A 16611-nucleotide genomic window follows, 5' to 3' on the forward strand; every position below is an offset into this window, starting at 1 on the left:
TCCACGACCCAGCGGCACACCAGGACGACGAAGCCCCGGGCGCCTGTAGGGTCGGCTCGGAATGCCCTGCTGACCGACTGCGGATACGACCACGACAAGCACCGCCACCTGTTCTGGCAGCGCGGAATCCGCCCCGTGATCGCAAAGCGAGGCGAACCCCTCGGCCGCAGCCTGGGTATCTTCCGCTACGTCGTCGAGCGCACGATCCCTGGTTCCACGGCTTCCGCCGTCTGCGCATCCGCTGGAAAAGGCACGGCGTCATCCACGAAGCCTTCCTCGCACCCGCCGTCTGCCTGATCACACACCGCCACGTCCAACGGCTCTGTTAGGAACAGTTGGCCTCCCTGGCAGGGCGGCCGGAGTTTCGTCCACGGGACCTTGCGCGACCGATGTTTCGCTTATCGTGCAGCGGGGCCGTCCGTTCCGCAGGAATCATGGACCTCATGCCGACGGCATCAACGGCGACTCTTTGGCTGGCGATATGGATCCTCTTGCCGGTTGAGGCGCCCGGCTCGGCTGGCGGCCCGGACCCTGCTGCCGGTCGAGTTCAGGTCTCTCCGTCGACGACATGACGACATGCCTGTGGGCTCATGTCGTCGTTGGCACGAGTTCCTCGGTGAGGCGGTCCGGAGAGCCCCGATCGGGTCTCTGCCTCGGTCTCGGCCAGGAAGATCGAACCTGTGCACGCGGACGCTCGCAGTCGAAAGCCGGACACACGGAGAGCGAACAACTCCACGACCGGCAGGATCCCCAGCTGCCCTCCCGCAGTCGGTGTGAGCCCTCGTCGTCGCGATCCGCGCGCAGGGCCGTTGAGCGTCTCCGAAGACCTACGTTTCCACGCAGCTCAGCTGGCGTGTCAACTCAACTCCTCATCTGCTACGTGTGCAGGGTGCGCGAGGGCAGGACCCCGTACGCGACGCGGTAGGCGGCGGCAAAACGGCTGGGCTGGTGGAAGCCCCAGCGGGCCGCGATGCCGGTCACCGTGACGCCCGTGCCGGGGTCGGCCGCCTGCAGTTCCCGATGAGCGTTGGCCAGCCGAACCCAGCGCAGGTGGGCTGTGGGCGTGCTGTCGAGGTGGCGGCGGAAGGCGTACTGCAGAGCACGAACGGTCACATGGGCCGCAGCCGCGATGTCGGCGACGGTGATGGGCTCTTCAGCGTGGTCGTCGATGTAGGCGAGGGCTCGGCGCAGGGTGAGGGTGTGTGCGTCGTTGCGGTCCTGCGCGTCCGCGTCGATACGGGCCGAGTGCGGGAACGCCGCCAGAACACTCGCGGCCAGCATCTGCCCGCTGGCCGAGACGATGAGCGGCTCCTCGCACAGGATGGGGTCGCAGAGCACTTGGTCGCGCAGATGGGCGATGAGGTGCTTCAACTGGCTTGCGGCGGCCGGAGAGTGGGGCCGATGGCTGGTCAGCCGCACCGGGGCGCCGGTCGGTTCGACGTCTGCGACTTGGTTCAGCAGGTGGGTGTCCATCATCATGACGTTGTAGCGGGCGCCGCACACGCGGCCCGAGTACGGCTGTGTCGGCGGTGCGAGCACCGCGATGTCACCCGGGCCGTAGGAATCCTTGACCCCGTGAAAGGTGTTGTCCGCGATTGTGCCTTCCTGCACCGTACACAAGGCGAGTTTGCCGAGCGGCGCTACCGCGTAGCTCATCTCGTAGTTGAAGTCGAGTTCATCCACGGTGACCGACGGCATGACATCGCGGCGCATCCGGGTTCTGATGCTGTTGGTGCCGCAGTGGTCTATGCGCAGACGGGCGTAGGCCCGGCTGAGGAAGTCCTCGGTAAGGCTCAAGTCATCACTGTCGAACACCAGTTCATTCATCACTCCCCCGTTCCTGCGGAAACTCGCATCCGCAACAGCTCGACACCACAAGGCAGTTGCAGACTATTCGCTACGCGAACGCCGAACAGATGCCCCTAACAGGTAGTTGTACGAGGCTGTGATGCGACAGGCCAGAGGGCATGGCTTCGTTCTTCGCTCGTGACGCGAGCGCAACGTTGTGCATGTGGGCGTCAGCGTAGTGGAGGCTGTTGCCGTGCCAGCAACAGCCCGAGGCCCGCTTGCGCGGGTGTCCGTGGTGACGCCGGAAATCGAAACGGGCCGCCTGGCCCTTACATGTCACGCGCTGCTGGATGCAGACGAGGAGGAAGAGTGAGGCCTCCCAACCAGCTCATCGGCTCTTTCGGCCCAGGTGGACAAAGGCGAGTGGATGGTCGTGGGCGGTGACGCGACGGGGCGGGCCCGTGCGGCCGTAGTCACACGGGGCCGCCCGGGCGTTTCACCTGAGTTGTGCCTCAGCGAAAGGCGGCGATATGACGGGCGACCCAGTTGCTGAACGGGCGCGGAGCGCGACCGAGGACTCGCTCCACGTCCGAGCTGATCCGCAGTTCAGCGGGGTTCGGGGCGGAGATGATGTCCAGGGTGTCGTCCGCGAGCTCCGCCGGCACGAACTGGGTCATCGCCGCTTTGGCCTCCTGGCGGGTGAGTTCATGGAATCTCACCGGCGAGCCGAGCGCGGCGGCGATGGCCTGCGACTGCTGACGGGGCGTGATCACCTCGGGCCCGGTCAGCTCGAAGATTCCGCCGGTGTGCCGGTCGTCCAGCAAACAGGCTGCCGCGACCTCGGCGATGTCCGCCGGGTCCACGATCGGAACCCCGACATCGCCGAAGGGCGCGGCGACCGTCCCGTGCGTGCGGACGGAGTCCGCCCACGCCAAGGCGTTGGAGGCGAAACCGCCCGGTCGCAGGAGGGCCCAGTCCAGGCCGGATTCCCTCAACGTGTTCTCCAGCGCGCGCAACGCGATCCGAGACGGGCCGAGTGGCCTGGTCACCACGCCCAGCGACGAGAGCAGGACGACTCGGCTGACCCCGTTGGCAGCAGCCAGGTCGATGATGTCGCTCGGCCTGGCTTCGGGGGCGTGCAGGTCGCCGGACAGCAGGAGGAACAACGCCTTCGCCCCGTCCAAGGCGGGACTGAGGCCCTGCGGATCGGCCAGGTCGGCCGATACGTGCCGGACCCCGTCCGGCACTGCCGCCGCGTGCCGAGACACCGCCGTCACCTGCTCGCCCGCCTTGGCCAGGGCCAGCGTCAAAGGCCGGCCCACATTCCCGGTAGCCCCGGTCACCACGATCATGTTCAGCTCCTCATCCGTTGTGCACTGCGGCAATGGACACTAGGAGGCGGGCTTACTTTTCGTAAGAACATACCCAGAGGTAAGCTCCGAACATGAGAGAAGGCGCGCAGCTTACGCAGGCCGAGGCGGGTCATCGGTATGAGGTGTTTCACACCGACTGCCCTGCCCGCGACGTGGTGGACCACGTGACCAGCAGATGGGGTATCTGGGTGCTGATCTCCTTGCGAAGCAACGACCTTCGGTTTCACGAACTGCGCAACAGCATCCAGGGCATCAGCGAGAAGATGCTCACTCAGACACTGCGCGCACTGGTCCAGGACGACCTGGTCTGGCGGAAGGTCGAGCCGACGACGCCGCCCCAAGTCACCTACGGACTAACGGAGTTCGGCCAAGACGTCGGTGCGCCGCTGACGGATTTGTTCGACCGGATCACACAGCGGCTGGCAGCAAGCGGAGCATCCGCCGCGCAAGGGTCGAGCACCAGGCCAAGCGGGCCAACTGACCGTCCCGGGACCTCAACAGCGTCATCTTCCTGACGACGAACACCGACCGTGGCAGCAGCAACATGGAGTGTGCCTCGTGCGGTGTCCGTGGGGGCAGCTCCTAGCGCCGTGAGGGGCGCAACCAGATCTGTCGCCAGGTTGAAGAACTGGTGCTCAAGCTGGTCAGGCGCTCCCTCACAACCAGCACACCCGTACCGATGGAGCCGGCAAGCGGGTCGCACCAGCGCCGGGATTGCCTCTCAAGGTGTCGTTCGTGTCCGAAGATTCTCCCGTCAGGCCGCGTCGGCTGCGGCAGCCAGGATGCGGGCCAGTTCGACAGGCTGCGTGAGCATGGGCCAATGGCCTGAGTCGATGTCGGCAAAGTCGACGTGCTTGGTCCGAGCGAGTTCCGGGACGTCGCCGTCGTTGATCCATTCCTGCGCCTGCGCGGGCGTGAACTCCGGACATACGACCACGGTCGGAACGTCAAAGCGCCGTTCGTCCGCCAGCCGCACCACCGCTTTGGTCACGCCCGCGGGCACGGAGACCGCGGCCGCCGCGAACTCTCGCCTGGCCCCCTCGTCCAGGTCGGCGGCGTCCGGCCCCTCGAACGGACCCCAGCCGGGGAAGGGCATGACGTCGTCACTCACTTCGAAGAAGTCAGCGTACGGCTGGCCGTCGGCGGTGGGGAAACCACCGACGAGGACGACCTTCGCCAACCGGTCCGGCCGCCGGTCGGCAGCCAGCCAGGCCAGCGTGGAGGCGGCGGAATGCCCCACCACCATGGGCTTGCCGGGCGCCGCGTCGACCGCGGCGAGCACCGTCGTCAACTGGTCGTCGAGCGTGGCGGACACGGAGCCGTCCCCCTGGCCCGGAAGGGTGAGCGGCACAGGTCGATGGCCGAGCGGCTTCAGCGCGGACGCGACACGGTCCCACGCGGATCCGTTCAGCCACAGGCCACCGATGAGCAGAATGTCCATGGTCAGTTCCTCTTCTCCGACTGCATGGACGCCACCGTAGAAGGTGATCCGGACAATCCACTGCCGGTTTGTGCGGTGACCGCCCGAACGCCCTGGGCGAAGACCACCGGCAGTACACGGATGGAAAACAGGCCCGGTCGCCCTCTCCCTCCTGGCCCGGCACGACGCCCCGGATCCCTTCGGGCGCAGAGCTGAGCTGAGCGGATTAGCCTGCTCCTGTGCCGAATGATCTCAGCCCCACCGCACGTGCCCTGCGCGCCCTGGAGATTCTTCAGACCCGCCCCGGTACGACAGCCGGCGAACTCGCCGAGCGGCTGGGCGTCACGGAGCGGGCCGCGCGCCGGTACGTCGAGATCCTCCGCGAGGCCGACATCCCCGTGGAGTCGGCCCGGGGGCCGCACGGTGGGTACCGGCTAGGGCGCGGGACGAGACTGCCACCTGTGCACTTCACGCAGTCCGAGGCCGTGGGCCTGGTGATGGCGGTACTCAGCGGCCAGCCGACCGCGGCCGACACCGACGACCTGATCGGCACTGCCCTGGGCAAGGTCGTCAAGGCGCTCCCGGAGAGCGTCGGTCAACAGGCCGCACTGCTGCGGGAGTACGCGTCGGCTGCAGCGGACCCATACGCGGCCCACCCCGATCCGGCGATCACCAGCGAGCTCGTCGACGCCATCGCGGCCCGGCGTCGCGTGTCGGTCACGTACCGCAGCGAGGCGGGAAACGAGTGGGAGGCGGAGGTGGATCCGTGGTCCATCGTCATCCGCTACGGGCGCTGGTACTTGCTGTGCCACTCCCATCGCGCGGACGCGATCCGCACCTACCGGGCCGACCGGGTCCGTGCGGTCCGGCCGACCGAGCACGGATTCGAGCCGCCCGAGGGCCTCGACCCGGTGGCGGTGCTTGAGGAGAACCTGGGCCTGGGATGGGAGTTCTCCACCCGTGTGGTGTTCGACGCTCCCCTGACCGAGGTGACTCCGTGGATCCACCCGCCCATGGGGCGCCTTGAGCCCTTGAGGGACGGATGCGTGCTGGTCGGCAGCACCCGTAACCCGGACATGTACGCGCAGGAGTGGCTGGCGCGGGTGCCGTTCGCCTTCCGCGTCGAGGGCGGGGAGGAACTGCGTGCCGCGGTCGCGGCACTCGCGGCGCGTTTCACCGCCGCCACCGCCGCCACCGCCACGGCGGAGGCGGCGGACCGGAGCTGATGGACGGCCTGAAGAAGAACTGGCTCAAATGACCGCTCGGTTGGAGGAGTCCTTGGAAGGCTGGACCGGTTCCGGATCGCCCGGCGAATGGTCTCACCGGTGATGGCCGCGATGTCGGCAGGCGCTGCTGTCGCATTGGAGACGGAGGCGGCAGAGGCCGTGGTGAACGGCGGTAGTCACCGCTCCCCTGGCGCGCCTGTGTACGAGGACAGTGCGTCAGACGCTGGAAAACAACACGACATTTCGCTGCGAGCCCAGAGAAGATGGGCGGTGTGTCGGCGGCCCACCAGGGGCCCGCTGCGATTCCAGCACAAGGGTGAAGAAAATGCGTAAACGTATGATCACCATCCTCGTAGCCACTGCGGCCGTGGTGATGGGTCTGTCTCCGGCGGCGTCGGCGCTCGCACAGCCATGGGACAGTCACCGCGTTCAGCCCGCCGGTCACATCGACGGCGGCGTCGCACCCACCGGCCACCACGAGGGCAACAGCGCACCTGCCGGTTACCACGACAACTGATGACCTGTCGGGGCCGTCGCGGTGTGAGCAAGGCGGCAGCAGTCCGTCCCTATACGCAGCCGCTGACCAAGACGTAGACAATCGCGGCGAACACCGCCTCATCAGCGATGTTCGCGACCCCGGCGCCCTGCGGACGCACGCGGGTCGGCGGTAGCAGCGGTTCTGCCAACTCCCACAAGCCGTCAGGAACGATGGCGCCCCGCACTCAGCACAACCGTCAACTGACTATGTAGGAACAGGTGTTAATTGATGATTTCGGCGCGGTCGTCCGAACGGATTGCGGCCAGTCGGTCACGCCACATCTGGAGAGCTTCGGGGGTCTGCCGCGTCCAGTCGGTGACCTCATCGACGATCCGGAGAGGTTCCCTGCTGCGATAGGAGCGGGTGGGATTGCCGGGGAACTTTCTGTCGGTGACGTTCGGGTCGTTCTCGAACTCCCCGGTAGGCTCGACGACATACACGCGCGGGGCTCCCTCACCAGCGGCGAGTTCGGCGGCAAGTCCCGCGCCGTCACGCAACGCGGTGAAGTACACGTGGTTCATCACGATCTCGGGCCGGTAATTGGAACGGAAACCGGCGGTGAGGTGATCTCCGACCCGCAACTCGGCCTTCGTGCCGTGAAAGAACGGCCCCTCGTCCAACACCTCGTCCATTCGCGCAGGTTATCAAACCAATCAAACCAAGATGCCGCGACAGCATGCCGTACCTGTGCGGCCCTGCACTTCCGGGGGTGGAGGCAACACCTTTCCCGCCCCCTCCCCCGGATCCATCTTCACTACGACGTGATGTGCTGCGCGAGCAGTCGGCCCCGTGGGTCCGAAGGTCGATCACGCCGATTGCCATCTGGTCAGGGGCACAGGCCGCGGTCGGAGTTGTAGTAGATGTCGATCGAACCGCTCCAGGTCATGCACAGGCCCGGCTCGGGGAGGTCCTTGTACACCGGGCCGGCGAACGTCGTGTAGGAGCCGGCGTCCCTGGCCGGGGTGCTGCTGGTCGGCCAGGTGTCCAGGGTGACCTCCATGAACACGCGGGCACCAGGCTTGTTGCGCACGGTGACGGCGCACCACTGCTCGTCCGCCGAGCTGTACGCAACGTACGTGGTCGCGGCCACGGTGGTCTGCGAGGAATTGACCGGAGTCGACGTGAAGACCTCGTACCCCGTGCCGCACGCTCCGTTGTACGCGCCCGCGGTGGCGGCCGAGGCCGGTGTGGTCACGGCAAGCGTGCCGCCCAGGGCCAAAACAGCAAGGGCGCCGGCGGTGGCTGCCTTGTGACGGATCGACTTCATGGTGTTCCCCCTTGTGATCTCATGGCAGGACGGTCGGTCGTCGCCGTCCACGCACAGTGAGACCGGGCAGCCCCGCCGGCAGTTGTAGGCTTCTTTGTTGTGATCCTGTCACCGGCGTCACAACGGCTGTTACGCCGATCGTGCGGTGCCTGCCCGCGGCTGTGGCCGCCACCAGGGTCATCCGTCACCACCACTACCGCCGACGTAATAAGCACCGGTGGCCAGTCCATCACCCGACGCCACGAAGCACGCGGCTCGGCGAGGCCGTCCACCTCGTCGGCGCCCGCGGGAAGACCATCCTGCGCCGAGGCGGCCGACGGCAGCGCCCCGCGCGGCGCGCATCCGGGTCCCCCACCTGCCGGCATGCTCGGGCGAGCATCTGCTGACCACTGGGCCAACGCGGCGAACCAGCGGGACAGTGGGCCCCGCGGCCACCAGGTGCGCACACCGGCGAGCGTCGGCGAGGTGGCGACCGTGGAGGTCGAGGCGTTCGCAAGACTCGACATGCGTACGTGATGCGGTGCGGCAGCGCACGGGAAAGGCGGCGTTCCCCCTGGCGGATAGGATCCCTGCATGGCGGGTGAGTTACTCGGCTCCGGGCGCAGCGCGGACGTGTTCGCCATCGACGATCACTGGGTCCTTCGTCGGTATCGCGACGGCGGCGGCGTCACCACAGAGGCCGTTGTGATGGCCTACCTCGCCGAGCACGGGTATCCGGTGCCCCGTCTGCGGGACCCGGAAGGCGCCGGACACTGCACAGCGCGGCGAACCGACCTGGTGATGCAGCGGTTGCACGGTCCGTCCATGCTCCAGGCACTGGTGCAGGGCACGATCGCTGCCGAGGAGGCAGGAGCAGAGCTCGCCGGCCTGCTGCACCGCCTGCACAAGGTTCCCGCACGGGTCTCCGCCGATCCCGGCATCCGAATCCTCCACCTCGACCTGCACCCGGACAACGTGATGCTCACCTCGGGAAAGCCCATGGTGATCGACTGGCGCAACACCGAGGAAGGGCCACCCGCACTGGACTGCGGGATGTCGGCCCTGATCCTGGCGCAGGTGGCCGCCGGCAACACCGCCCAAGCGGCACCGGCGCGGGCCGTACTCACCTCACTGCTCGCACACCTCGCCCCCGCAATCACCCTGACCGACACCCACTCCGGCCACCTCACAGAAGCCAGGAACAGACGGGCGGCCGACCCGTCCACGAGCGACAGCGAGGTACAACTCCTCGGCGCCGCAGTGGAATTGATACGTGACCTGGCGCCCTACCGGCCTTGAACAGCCAATTCCTGTGGCTCAACACCGACGCTCATGGCCCGAGGGCTGGACGGGCGTGAACATCTCCGTCAGCCGCTGGCGGACTTCCTCCGCGACCGGCGACCGATATCACTTCTCAGGCTCCGGTCCACGTCGCGTGCTGACGGCCTGGCGCCCTGCCGCGCGCCTAGGGTGTAGATGTCTGACCCACCTGGGACTGAGCCACATGCCGCCCAAGCACCGCAACTCCAGCTGTCTCCAACCGGCTCAGGCAGTAGCCCGCTCTGGCACCACGGACGGACAGACTCACCGTCGCTTACCCGGCTGCACTCCGCCTCGCCGCCATCCTCATGTGGGCAAGCCTCCGACGACAGCCGACCTCACTTGTCGGCGTTCGGCCGGATATCGTGCACCAGCACGAGCGGCACAAACCGCAGGAGGACAGGTGGCCAGTCGAACGGATACAAAGGCGCTGCAGCGGATCCTGCACCACGAATGGGGTGCGGACGAGCGGGTGAACTGGACGGCAGTCGAAGCACACCTGAGCACTCCTCTTCCCGCTGACTATCGCCACTTCATGGCTGTCTACGGTGGCGGCTGTATCGATGACCTGATCGTCCTGCCGCCTCTGCCGACCGGGAACGGCTGGCAGGCGTCGATTACCGGTCACGCAGCCGGCTTCCGCGACCTGTGGGCTACGGAGGGCGGGGTACCCGGGGTTGCTCCGGGAGCTGACCGGGTGCTGCCCTGGGGCAGCGGCTGCAACGCGAACGAACTCGGCTGGCTCATGACCGGACCGAACCCCGACCACTGGCCTGTGATCGTCTGGAGAAGGCACGACAATCCGCGCTGGGCCCTGTTCGACTGCGGCATGGCCGAGTTCCTCCGACGACTCATGACTGCTGAATTCGACGCGTGCCCCCTGAGCGATCGCTCACTGCGGGGCCGAGTGGGTACCTTCGTCCATCACGAGGAGCAGGAACGTCGGTTCAACGCGGGCCTGGACCCCATGACCGGCGAACCAAACCCCTACGCGGACATGTTCGACTGACAGCCAGCACGCGCAGCAACGAGACCGCCCCCAGCCGACCTGCCGCCCACACTGATCTCCGACCTGATCGGCATACGGCCGAGAACAGCAGAATCGGCTGTCACGTAAGGCGTGGTTGTGGAGGGGCGGTCGCCTACGCGGCGAAAGGCTCCATGAGGCTTCAGCCGAACGATCGTCCTCATGGGCTATAGGTGAGGCCCGGGGACACTGTCCCCCTCCATAACCACACCTCGTCTAACCAGCACGCGCCCGCGAATGTTCCCGCCCTCGCGCGTGCACTGCGACCGGACAGGACCGAGCATGTTCGTCCCTCCGGTACGGCGCATCCGCTCCCACGCGTGACCTGCCGGGCGGCCACCGTACGACGCGATCGGCCGACCGCTGTCGAAAGCAGATGATCAAGCTCGGCCGTCATCTGTTCCTCGGGGCGCGGTCCGCTTCCCGGCGGTCCGGGCGTCACCCCGGGAGGGTGATGCCCGCACCGGCGGGCCGGGGCAGTTTTCGGTGTACGGCGGTGCATACCGCACCGGCTCCCGAGCACGGAGGCCCGCGATGGCGGACACGAGCAGCCGGTACCGACGCCCCCAGGCCGAGCAGGTGGCTGTCTGCGGCCTCACAGGCCTCGCCTCGGTGCCGCTGTTCATCCCGGGAACCCTGGACTTCGTACAGGGCCCGATGTCCGTGGTGGAGGACAAGGTCTTCCTCGCCGCCCGGGGCTTGATCCACCTGGTCGTCGAGGGCTTCTCGGTCGTCGCGCGTGGTGCGCCGGAAGAGCTGCTACTAGTCGGTTACGAGGTGTCCCATGAAGGACAAACGTGCGAAGCGGATCGCCGAGTTCATCGCCCCGTTGCGGGTGGAACCCGGTCGCAAGGTGCGCCTGGCCGAAGACTTCGATCCGGGCCACCGCGCCGGCATCGCGAACAAGAAGCACGGTCAGGAGCTGCTCCGCACCGGTGTCGCGCTGCTCGCCGACCACCAGCGCAGGCTGGCCGCGCAGAGCAGTCACGGGGTGCTGCTGTGCCTGCAGGCGCTGGACGCCGGCGGCAAGGACGGGACCATCCGGCACGTCATGAGCGGTGTGAACCCGCAAGGAGTGCGGGTGTCGAGCTTCAAGGTGCCCTCGGCCGAGGAGCTGGGCCACGACTACTTGTGGCGCTACGCCCGTCGGCTCCCGAGCCGCGGGGAGATCGGGATCTTCAACCGGTCCTATTACGAGGAGGTCCTTGTCGTACGGGTGCACCCGCAACTGCTGGCGCGGCAGCAGTTGCCGGACCGTCCACGCAAGGCGCTGTGGCGTCGGCGCTACCGTGAGATCAACGACTGGGAGCGGTATCTGACGGACAACGGCTTCCGGATCGTCAAGCTGTTCCTGAACCTCTCCCGGGAGGAGCAGCGGGTCAGGTTCCTGAAGCGGATCGACGTGCCGGAGCGGAACTGGAAGTTCTCGGCGGCGGACGTCCGGGAGCGCGCCTCCTGGGACGCGTACCAGTCGGCGTTCTCCGCGATGCTCTCCGCGACGAGCACCGAGTGGGCGCCCTGGTACGTGGTGCCCGCGGACCACAAGTGGTTCGCCAGGACCTGCGCGGCGGCGGTGCTCGCCCATACGCTGATCGAACTCGACCCGCGGTATCCGGAGATCGACGACGCCGCCCGGCACGATCTGCAGCTGGCGCGGAAGCAGTTGGAGAGTGAGAGGCCGGACGGGAGTTCCGCCCGATGACCGCGCGGGCGCCGGGGACCGCCGCGTCCGCCGCGCCGGCGGCGCGGGACTGGTGGGCGCGGACGGCCGACGAGGTGGCCGCGGCGCTGGACGTCGATCCGGCCGTGGGGCTGAGCGGCGAGCGGGTCGAGCGGCGGCTGGCCGAGGACGGGCCCAACACGCTGCCGGAGGAACGGGCTGTGCCCGGCTGGCGCCGGTTCGCCGGCCAGTACACCTCGTACATGCAGATCATCCTGGTGGCCTCCGCCGTCGTGTCGCTGCTCGTGCAGGAGTGGGGCACGGCGGTGGTGCTGCTGGCGCTGACGTTGCTCAACGCCGTCATCGGGCTGCGCCAGGAGGGCAAGGCGGAGAGCGCCATGAACGCCCTGAAGGCGATGGCGAAGGTGACCGCGCGGGTGCGGCGGGACGGGACCGAGCGGGAGGTCCCCGCCGAGGAGGTGGTGGTCGGCGACGTGGTGCTGCTCAGCGCGGGGGACGAGGTGCCCGCGGACGGGCGGCTGGTGGGGGCGGTCGCGCTGCAGATCGACGAGTCGGCGCTGACCGGGGAGAGCGTGCCCGCCGCCAAGGACACCGCCGTGGTGCGGAGTACGGCCCCGGGGCCCGGCGAGCAGTCGGACATGGCGTTCATGAACACCCCGGTCACCCACGGCAGCGGAGTGCTCGTGGTCACCGCGACCGGGGCGGGCACCGAACTGGGCCGGATATCCGGGATGCTGTCAGCGACCCGGCGCGCGCCCTCGCCGCTCACCCGCGAGCTGGACCGGCTGACCCTGTGGATCGTGGGCGCGGCCGGACTCACCATGATCATGATGTTCTGGCTGGGCCGGGAGCGGGGCGAGGCGTGGGACGTGCTGTTCGTGAGCGCGGTGTCCCTGGCTATCGCCGCCGTGCCGGAGGCGCTGCCGACGGTGACGCAGACGATCCTGTCACTGGGCGGGCTGGATCTCGCCAGGCGGCACGCGATCGTCAAGGACCTGCCGTCGGTCGAGACCCTGGGTTTCGTCTCGGCCATCAACTCCGACAAGACCGGCACGCTGACCATGAACCAGATGACGGTCGTGGAGGTGGTGGACCCCTACGACCGGTACACCGTCTCCGGCACCGGGTACGGCCTGGAGGGCCGGGTCCGGCACGCGGCGGGCAGCACTCCGGACATCGAGGGGGCGATCCTGCCGTACCTGGTCGCCAACGACGCGACGCTCACCAGCGACGGGCAGGTGGTCGGGGACCCCACGGAGGGCGCTCTGATCGTCCTCGGGCACAAGGCCGGTCTGGACGTGACGGAGACCCGTGAGCGGCTGCCACGGCTCGCGACGCTGCCCTTCGACCCCGCGTACAAACTGATGGCGACCTTCCACGCGGCCCGCGACGCCAAGGGCCGGGACGTGGTGCGCTGCTTCGTCAAAGGCGCCGCGCCCGCCGTACTCGAACGCACGGAGACGGCCCTGTCGGCCGGGGAGAGCGTTCCGTTCGACGCGGCGCTGCGCCGGCGCGCGCAGGAGGAGCTGGAACGGATGGGGCGGGCCGGACGGCGCGTGATGGCCGCCGCCGCCCGGGACCTGGACCCGGCGGAGTTCCACGCGGACGGCGATCTCCTGGCGTACGTCACCAGGCTGCGGGTGACCTCCCTGGTGGGGATGGTCGACCCGCCGCGCGACAACTCGCGCGAGGCGGTCGACGCCGCCCAGGCCGCAGGTGTACGGGTGCGCATGGTCACCGGTGACGACGTCGTCACCGGTGCCGCCGTGGCCCGGCAGGTCGGCATCGAGGGCGAGGCGATGCTGGGGGCCGACTTCGCGGCCCTGAACGAGGAGGAACGGCTGGCCCGCATCGACCGCATCGGGGTGCTCGGCCGGGTGGCGCCCGAGCACAAGGTGCTGCTGGCGGACACGCTGAAGCAGCGGGGCGACGTGGTGGCGATGACGGGGGACGGTGTCAACGACGCGCCGGCCATCAAGGCGGCCGACATCGGCATCGCGATGGGTTCCGGCACGGACGTCGCGAAGAACGCGGGGCGGATGATCCTCTCCGACGACGACTTCGCCACGATCGTCTTCGCCGTGGAGCAGGGCCGGAAGATCTACGACAACCTCACCAAGTACATCCGGTTCGTGCTGATCCTGCTCGTCGTGTTCGTACTGACGTTCCTCGGCGCGGTGCTGTTCGACATCGCGGACGGGGAGCCGTTCGCTCCCGCCCAGGTGTTGTGGATCCACTTCTTCGTCAACGCGGCCTTCGGTTTCTCGCTGGGCTTCGACCGGGTGAGCCCGGGGCTGATGACGCGTCGTCCGCGGCCGCGCGGCGAACCGGTGATGACGCGTCCGCTGATGGTGACGGTCGGCCTCGCGGGGACGTTCACGGCCGCCGCGCTGCTGGGCGTGCTCGTCCTCGGCGAGAAGCGCTACGACTCCCTCGCCGTGGGCAACTCGATCGCCCTGACCGCGTTCGCGCTCTGCCTGATCGTTTCCGCGCTGGAGTGCCGCAGCCCGCTCGGGACGGTACTGAGCACGGACACCTTCGACAGCAGGCAGCTCAACCGGACGCTGCTGGTCGAGGGCGTCCTCGCCGTGCTGGTGGTGCAGGCCGACGTCTTCAACCGGATCCTGGGCACCACACCGCTCCACCTCGGCCAGTTCGGCTGGGCGCTGCTGCCGCCGCTGGCCCTGCTGGTGCTGTGGGAGCTGGGGAAGTTCGCCGTCCGCCGGCGGCGGCCCGCCGGGGCGGAAAGCTGAGCCCCGGACGCCGGGCGCCCTTCGACGAGTTCGGCACGCGCTGGAAGGAACGCGGCACCTCGACAGGGCAGCTCAGCGACATCTCGTTACGAGCCCTACGAGAGGAAGTCCTGCCAGAAATCGACGGTTGCTCTCGGATTCCAGTCGTCAGGGGTGTGTTCGCTGAAGTCGTCGAATTCGTGATTGATGTAGTCGGGCAGGTCAGCGCCGTAGTAGATGATGTCGATGCCCCAGATGGACAGAACTGGGTGGCCGTGAGCCCCGTGACCAGCGGGCAGGAACCTGTGCGCGTAGACGGGGACAAGCTTCGGCACCTGGTCCAACATCGCCGAGGCCTCACGGCGTGCGTCAGCTCCATCGGCAGGCCGCTGCCGCCACGTCGGATGCCAATAGCCGTGCTCAACGGCCCGGAGAACGCCGTCGACCGGCCATTCAAGCTGTTCCCGAAGGCTGGCCGGGTCGCCATGACGCCAGTTGGGCCACGGGTTCTCCCACGTGGCCCCCTCCTGCGGAGGCTGCTTCACCGGAAGCCCCGCAGCCAGAAACGCCCGATGGTCGTCGGCGAACTCGAAGCCGTACTCCGCCTCTATGCGGCGGAACTCGGCATCGGTCAACCCGGGCTCGATCTCACAGCAGTCGGCGGCAGCGAGCAGCCGCGCGGCCTCCCGCCCCAGCTTCACTCCCACGGATGTCACCACGCTCGTACAGTAACTCCCCTGCCGTGGGGTGATGCCAGCCAATTTCAGGTGCACGCTGCGCGAGGCGGAGCCGGCTCGGACCTCTGCCGCCGGTGGTCCGGAAGATCATCGCTCGGGGCCTTGAAAGCGACGTCGTCGATCGTCACAGGGATACTGGTCGCCCATGGATGAGGTCGAAATCGTCATCGCCCATTCCGAGCGCGCCACTCTGCGCGTCGGCGACGTGTTCCTGAAGGTGGACGGCAGTCACGCGCGCATCCACGCCGAGGTCGAGTTGATGTCCCACGCCCCGGTCCCGACGCCGGAGATCCTGTGGTGCAGACCCCCCGTGCTCGCGATCGCCGCACTCCCGGGGACGACACTCGGGAGCCTCGGGGGGCCGTCGACCGGATCGGCGGCGGCGTGGGCCGCGGCGGGTGCCGCCATTCGCACGCTGCACGAAGCACCCCTGCCGCCCCGGCCAGGCCAGGCCGGCCGGGACATCGCCGCGTTGACGGCGGAACTCGACGACGAGTGCGAGTTGCTCCTGAGGAACGGCGTCCTGCCCGCCGACCTGGTCACCCGTAACCGCCAGGTCGCCGAGGCCGCACTCCGGCCGTGGACTGCGGTGTTCACACACGGCGACCTGCAGATCGCGCACGTCTTCGTCGACGGCGACGAGGTCACCGGCATCATCGACTGGTCCGAGGCGGGCCAGGGTGACGCCCTGCACGACCTCGCCACCCTCACGCTCGGACACGAGGAGCACCTCGACGACGTCATCGCCGGCTACGGGGCCGACGTCGACCTCGACGTGATCCACGCGTGGTGGTCGTTGCGAAGCCTGCTGATAGTTCGCTGGCTCACCGAGCACGGCTTCGACCCCTTCGCGCCGGGCTGCGAGGTCGACGTTCTGAAGTCCCGGATGTGAGGCTGCACGGGCCCTGATGGCGACCGGAAGCAGGCAGCGGGTGTGGGCGGCGGCCCTTGCCGGCGGGGTGGTGGTCTCGGCCGCTCTGACCGCGTGTGCCGGTCCCTGTCAGTACTACGAGGGGACGGGGGTCCACGACGCCACTGCGGCCGAAGTCGCCGGGGTCTGGGAAAATGTCGAGGGGACCCGCGTAGTGCTTCGCGAAGACGCGACGGCTCTTTTCGAGAAGCTCGACGGGCAGGACTTCGACTTCGAGGACCGATGGCGCCTCTCCGGCACGGGAACCTGGCAGCTGACGGACGACGACGGTGGACAGATCGTCCGACTGGCGCTGACAGCAAGGACCGAAGTGGCGAGCCGTTCCCCCGCAACGGCCACTGATACGGCGAGCCCGGAACCCCCTTCGACGTACTCGTGGTCCTTCTACGTGGACCGCGATCAGCACGACGAATTGAAGCTGTTCTTCTTCTACGGCGACCCCGACGTCGGGAACACCTACGTGATGACACACGACACCGGGTCATAGCCATTCGCTGATCACTGCGACCAGCACGGTCGGCACCGTCCGGGATGGTGCGGCGAGTTCGGACGTACGAAACAAGAGAGCTGCGGCCGCCCCTGAGGGGACGGC

16 protein-coding genes and 1 pseudogene are annotated in these 16611 nt (G+C 68.2%); 10 read left to right on the forward strand and 7 right to left on the reverse strand.

The window, feature by feature from the left end:
- Nucleotides 1–876: 876 nt before the first annotated feature.
- Nucleotides 877–1797 (reverse strand): helix-turn-helix transcriptional regulator, encoded by a 921-nt coding sequence (locus ACFWGJ_RS06090; RefSeq protein WP_387321370.1) that lies wholly within the window; start codon nt 1795–1797, stop codon nt 877–879.
- Nucleotides 1798–2300: 503 nt separating this feature from the next.
- Nucleotides 2301–3140, reverse strand: a complete 840-nt coding sequence (locus ACFWGJ_RS06095; protein ID WP_387321371.1) for an SDR family oxidoreductase — start codon at nt 3138–3140, stop codon at nt 2301–2303.
- A gap of 92 nt (nt 3141–3232) precedes the next feature.
- Here ACFWGJ_RS06095 and ACFWGJ_RS06100 point away from each other — a divergent pair, with 92 nt between their 5' ends.
- Nucleotides 3233–3676 (forward strand): winged helix-turn-helix transcriptional regulator, encoded by a 444-nt coding sequence (locus ACFWGJ_RS06100; protein ID WP_387321372.1) that lies wholly within the window; start codon nt 3233–3235, stop codon nt 3674–3676.
- A 239-nt stretch (nt 3677–3915) separates the two neighbouring features.
- Here ACFWGJ_RS06100 and ACFWGJ_RS06105 read toward each other — a convergent pair whose 3' ends face one another.
- Complete coding sequence (locus tag ACFWGJ_RS06105) at nt 3916–4602, reverse strand: alpha/beta fold hydrolase (RefSeq protein WP_387321373.1); 687 nt, start codon at nt 4600–4602, stop codon at nt 3916–3918.
- Between the two features lie 218 nt (nt 4603–4820).
- On the opposite strand from ACFWGJ_RS06105, the gene ACFWGJ_RS06110 reads away from it, so the two are divergent.
- Complete coding sequence (locus tag ACFWGJ_RS06110; RefSeq protein WP_387321374.1) at nt 4821–5807, forward strand: helix-turn-helix transcriptional regulator; 987 nt, start codon at nt 4821–4823, stop codon at nt 5805–5807.
- Between the two features lie 325 nt (nt 5808–6132).
- Nucleotides 6133–6324, forward strand: a complete 192-nt coding sequence (locus ACFWGJ_RS06115; protein ID WP_387321375.1) for a hypothetical protein — start codon at nt 6133–6135, stop codon at nt 6322–6324.
- 55 nt (nt 6325–6379) lie between these two features.
- On the opposite strand, the pseudogene ACFWGJ_RS06120 reads toward ACFWGJ_RS06115, so the two are convergent.
- The 3 genes and pseudogenes from ACFWGJ_RS06120 to ACFWGJ_RS06130 form a co-directional block, all read right to left on the reverse strand.
- A pseudogene (locus ACFWGJ_RS06120) lies at nt 6380–6529 on the reverse strand (transposase); the annotation flags it as partial.
- Between the two features lie 37 nt (nt 6530–6566).
- A complete protein-coding gene (gene arr / locus ACFWGJ_RS06125; RefSeq protein WP_387321376.1) occupies nt 6567–6977 on the reverse strand; it encodes an NAD(+)--rifampin ADP-ribosyltransferase in 411 nt (136 codons plus the stop codon).
- A 194-nt stretch (nt 6978–7171) separates the two neighbouring features.
- Nucleotides 7172–7612, reverse strand: a complete 441-nt coding sequence (locus ACFWGJ_RS06130; RefSeq protein ID WP_387321377.1) for a hypothetical protein — start codon at nt 7610–7612, stop codon at nt 7172–7174.
- Nucleotides 7613–7975: 363 nt separating this feature from the next.
- On the opposite strand from ACFWGJ_RS06130, the gene ACFWGJ_RS06135 reads away from it, so the two are divergent.
- From ACFWGJ_RS06135 to ACFWGJ_RS06155, 5 genes are all read left to right on the forward strand, one after another.
- A complete protein-coding gene (locus ACFWGJ_RS06135) occupies nt 7976–8128 on the forward strand; it encodes a hypothetical protein (protein WP_387321378.1) in 153 nt (50 codons plus the stop codon).
- A 57-nt stretch (nt 8129–8185) separates the two neighbouring features.
- A complete protein-coding gene (locus ACFWGJ_RS06140; protein WP_387321379.1) occupies nt 8186–8890 on the forward strand; it encodes a phosphotransferase in 705 nt (234 codons plus the stop codon).
- A gap of 424 nt (nt 8891–9314) precedes the next feature.
- On the forward strand, nt 9315–9920 hold the full coding sequence (locus tag ACFWGJ_RS06145; RefSeq protein ID WP_387321380.1) for a hypothetical protein: 606 nt from the start codon (nt 9315–9317) through the stop codon (nt 9918–9920).
- An 802-nt stretch (nt 9921–10722) separates the two neighbouring features.
- Nucleotides 10723–11640 (forward strand): polyphosphate kinase 2 family protein, encoded by a 918-nt coding sequence (locus tag ACFWGJ_RS06150; protein ID WP_387321381.1) that lies wholly within the window; start codon nt 10723–10725, stop codon nt 11638–11640.
- Nucleotides 11637–14372 carry a cation-translocating P-type ATPase gene (locus tag ACFWGJ_RS06155; protein ID WP_387321382.1) on the forward strand — a complete coding sequence of 912 codons (2736 nt, stop codon included), beginning with the start codon at nt 11637–11639 and terminating at the stop codon, nt 14370–14372. The genes ACFWGJ_RS06150 and ACFWGJ_RS06155 overlap by 4 nt, the downstream gene beginning before the upstream one ends.
- Nucleotides 14373–14467: 95 nt before the next feature.
- On the opposite strand, the gene ACFWGJ_RS06160 is transcribed toward ACFWGJ_RS06155, so the two are convergent.
- The gene (locus ACFWGJ_RS06160; RefSeq protein WP_387321383.1) at nt 14468–15070 is read right to left on the reverse strand and encodes a hypothetical protein; all 603 of its coding nucleotides are present in this window, start codon (nt 15068–15070) and stop codon (nt 14468–14470) included.
- A gap of 163 nt (nt 15071–15233) precedes the next feature.
- Here ACFWGJ_RS06160 and ACFWGJ_RS06165 point away from each other — a divergent pair, with 163 nt between their 5' ends.
- Nucleotides 15234–15980, forward strand: coding sequence for a phosphotransferase family protein (locus ACFWGJ_RS06165; RefSeq protein WP_387321384.1), 747 nt, complete (start codon nt 15234–15236; stop codon nt 15978–15980).
- Between the two features lie 16 nt (nt 15981–15996).
- A complete protein-coding gene (locus tag ACFWGJ_RS06170; protein WP_387321385.1) occupies nt 15997–16506 on the forward strand; it encodes a hypothetical protein in 510 nt (169 codons plus the stop codon).
- Nucleotides 16507–16611 lie beyond the last annotated feature (105 nt).

The sequence above is a fragment of the Streptomyces sp. NPDC060205 genome, from assembly GCF_042728395.1.
Classification (GTDB): domain Bacteria; phylum Actinomycetota; class Actinomycetes; order Streptomycetales; family Streptomycetaceae; genus Streptomyces.

Bases quoted from the DNA above. Each gene is read 5' to 3' on its own strand.
- ACFWGJ_RS06100 (WP_387321372.1), top strand. From the start codon at position 3,233: ATGAGAGAAGGCGCGCAGCTTACGCAGGCCGAGGCGGGTCATCGGTAT.
- ACFWGJ_RS06165 (WP_387321384.1), top strand. From the start codon at position 15,234: ATGGATGAGGTCGAAATCGTCATCGCCCATTCCGAGCGCGCCACTCTG.
- ACFWGJ_RS06135 (WP_387321378.1), top strand. From the start codon at position 7,976: ATGCTCGGGCGAGCATCTGCTGACCACTGGGCCAACGCGGCGAACCAG.
- ACFWGJ_RS06105 (WP_387321373.1), bottom strand. From the start codon at position 4,602: ATGGACATTCTGCTCATCGGTGGCCTGTGGCTGAACGGATCCGCGTGG.
- arr (WP_387321376.1), bottom strand. From the start codon at position 6,977: ATGGACGAGGTGTTGGACGAGGGGCCGTTCTTTCACGGCACGAAGGCC.
- ACFWGJ_RS06155 (WP_387321382.1), top strand. From the start codon at position 11,637: ATGACCGCGCGGGCGCCGGGGACCGCCGCGTCCGCCGCGCCGGCGGCG.
- ACFWGJ_RS06140 (WP_387321379.1), top strand. From the start codon at position 8,186: ATGGCGGGTGAGTTACTCGGCTCCGGGCGCAGCGCGGACGTGTTCGCC.
- ACFWGJ_RS06130 (WP_387321377.1), bottom strand. From the start codon at position 7,612: ATGAAGTCGATCCGTCACAAGGCAGCCACCGCCGGCGCCCTTGCTGTT.
- ACFWGJ_RS06095 (WP_387321371.1), bottom strand. From the start codon at position 3,140: ATGATCGTGGTGACCGGGGCTACCGGGAATGTGGGCCGGCCTTTGACG.
- ACFWGJ_RS06170 (WP_387321385.1), top strand. From the start codon at position 15,997: ATGGCGACCGGAAGCAGGCAGCGGGTGTGGGCGGCGGCCCTTGCCGGC.
- ACFWGJ_RS06115 (WP_387321375.1), top strand. From the start codon at position 6,133: ATGCGTAAACGTATGATCACCATCCTCGTAGCCACTGCGGCCGTGGTG.
- ACFWGJ_RS06150 (WP_387321381.1), top strand. From the start codon at position 10,723: ATGAAGGACAAACGTGCGAAGCGGATCGCCGAGTTCATCGCCCCGTTG.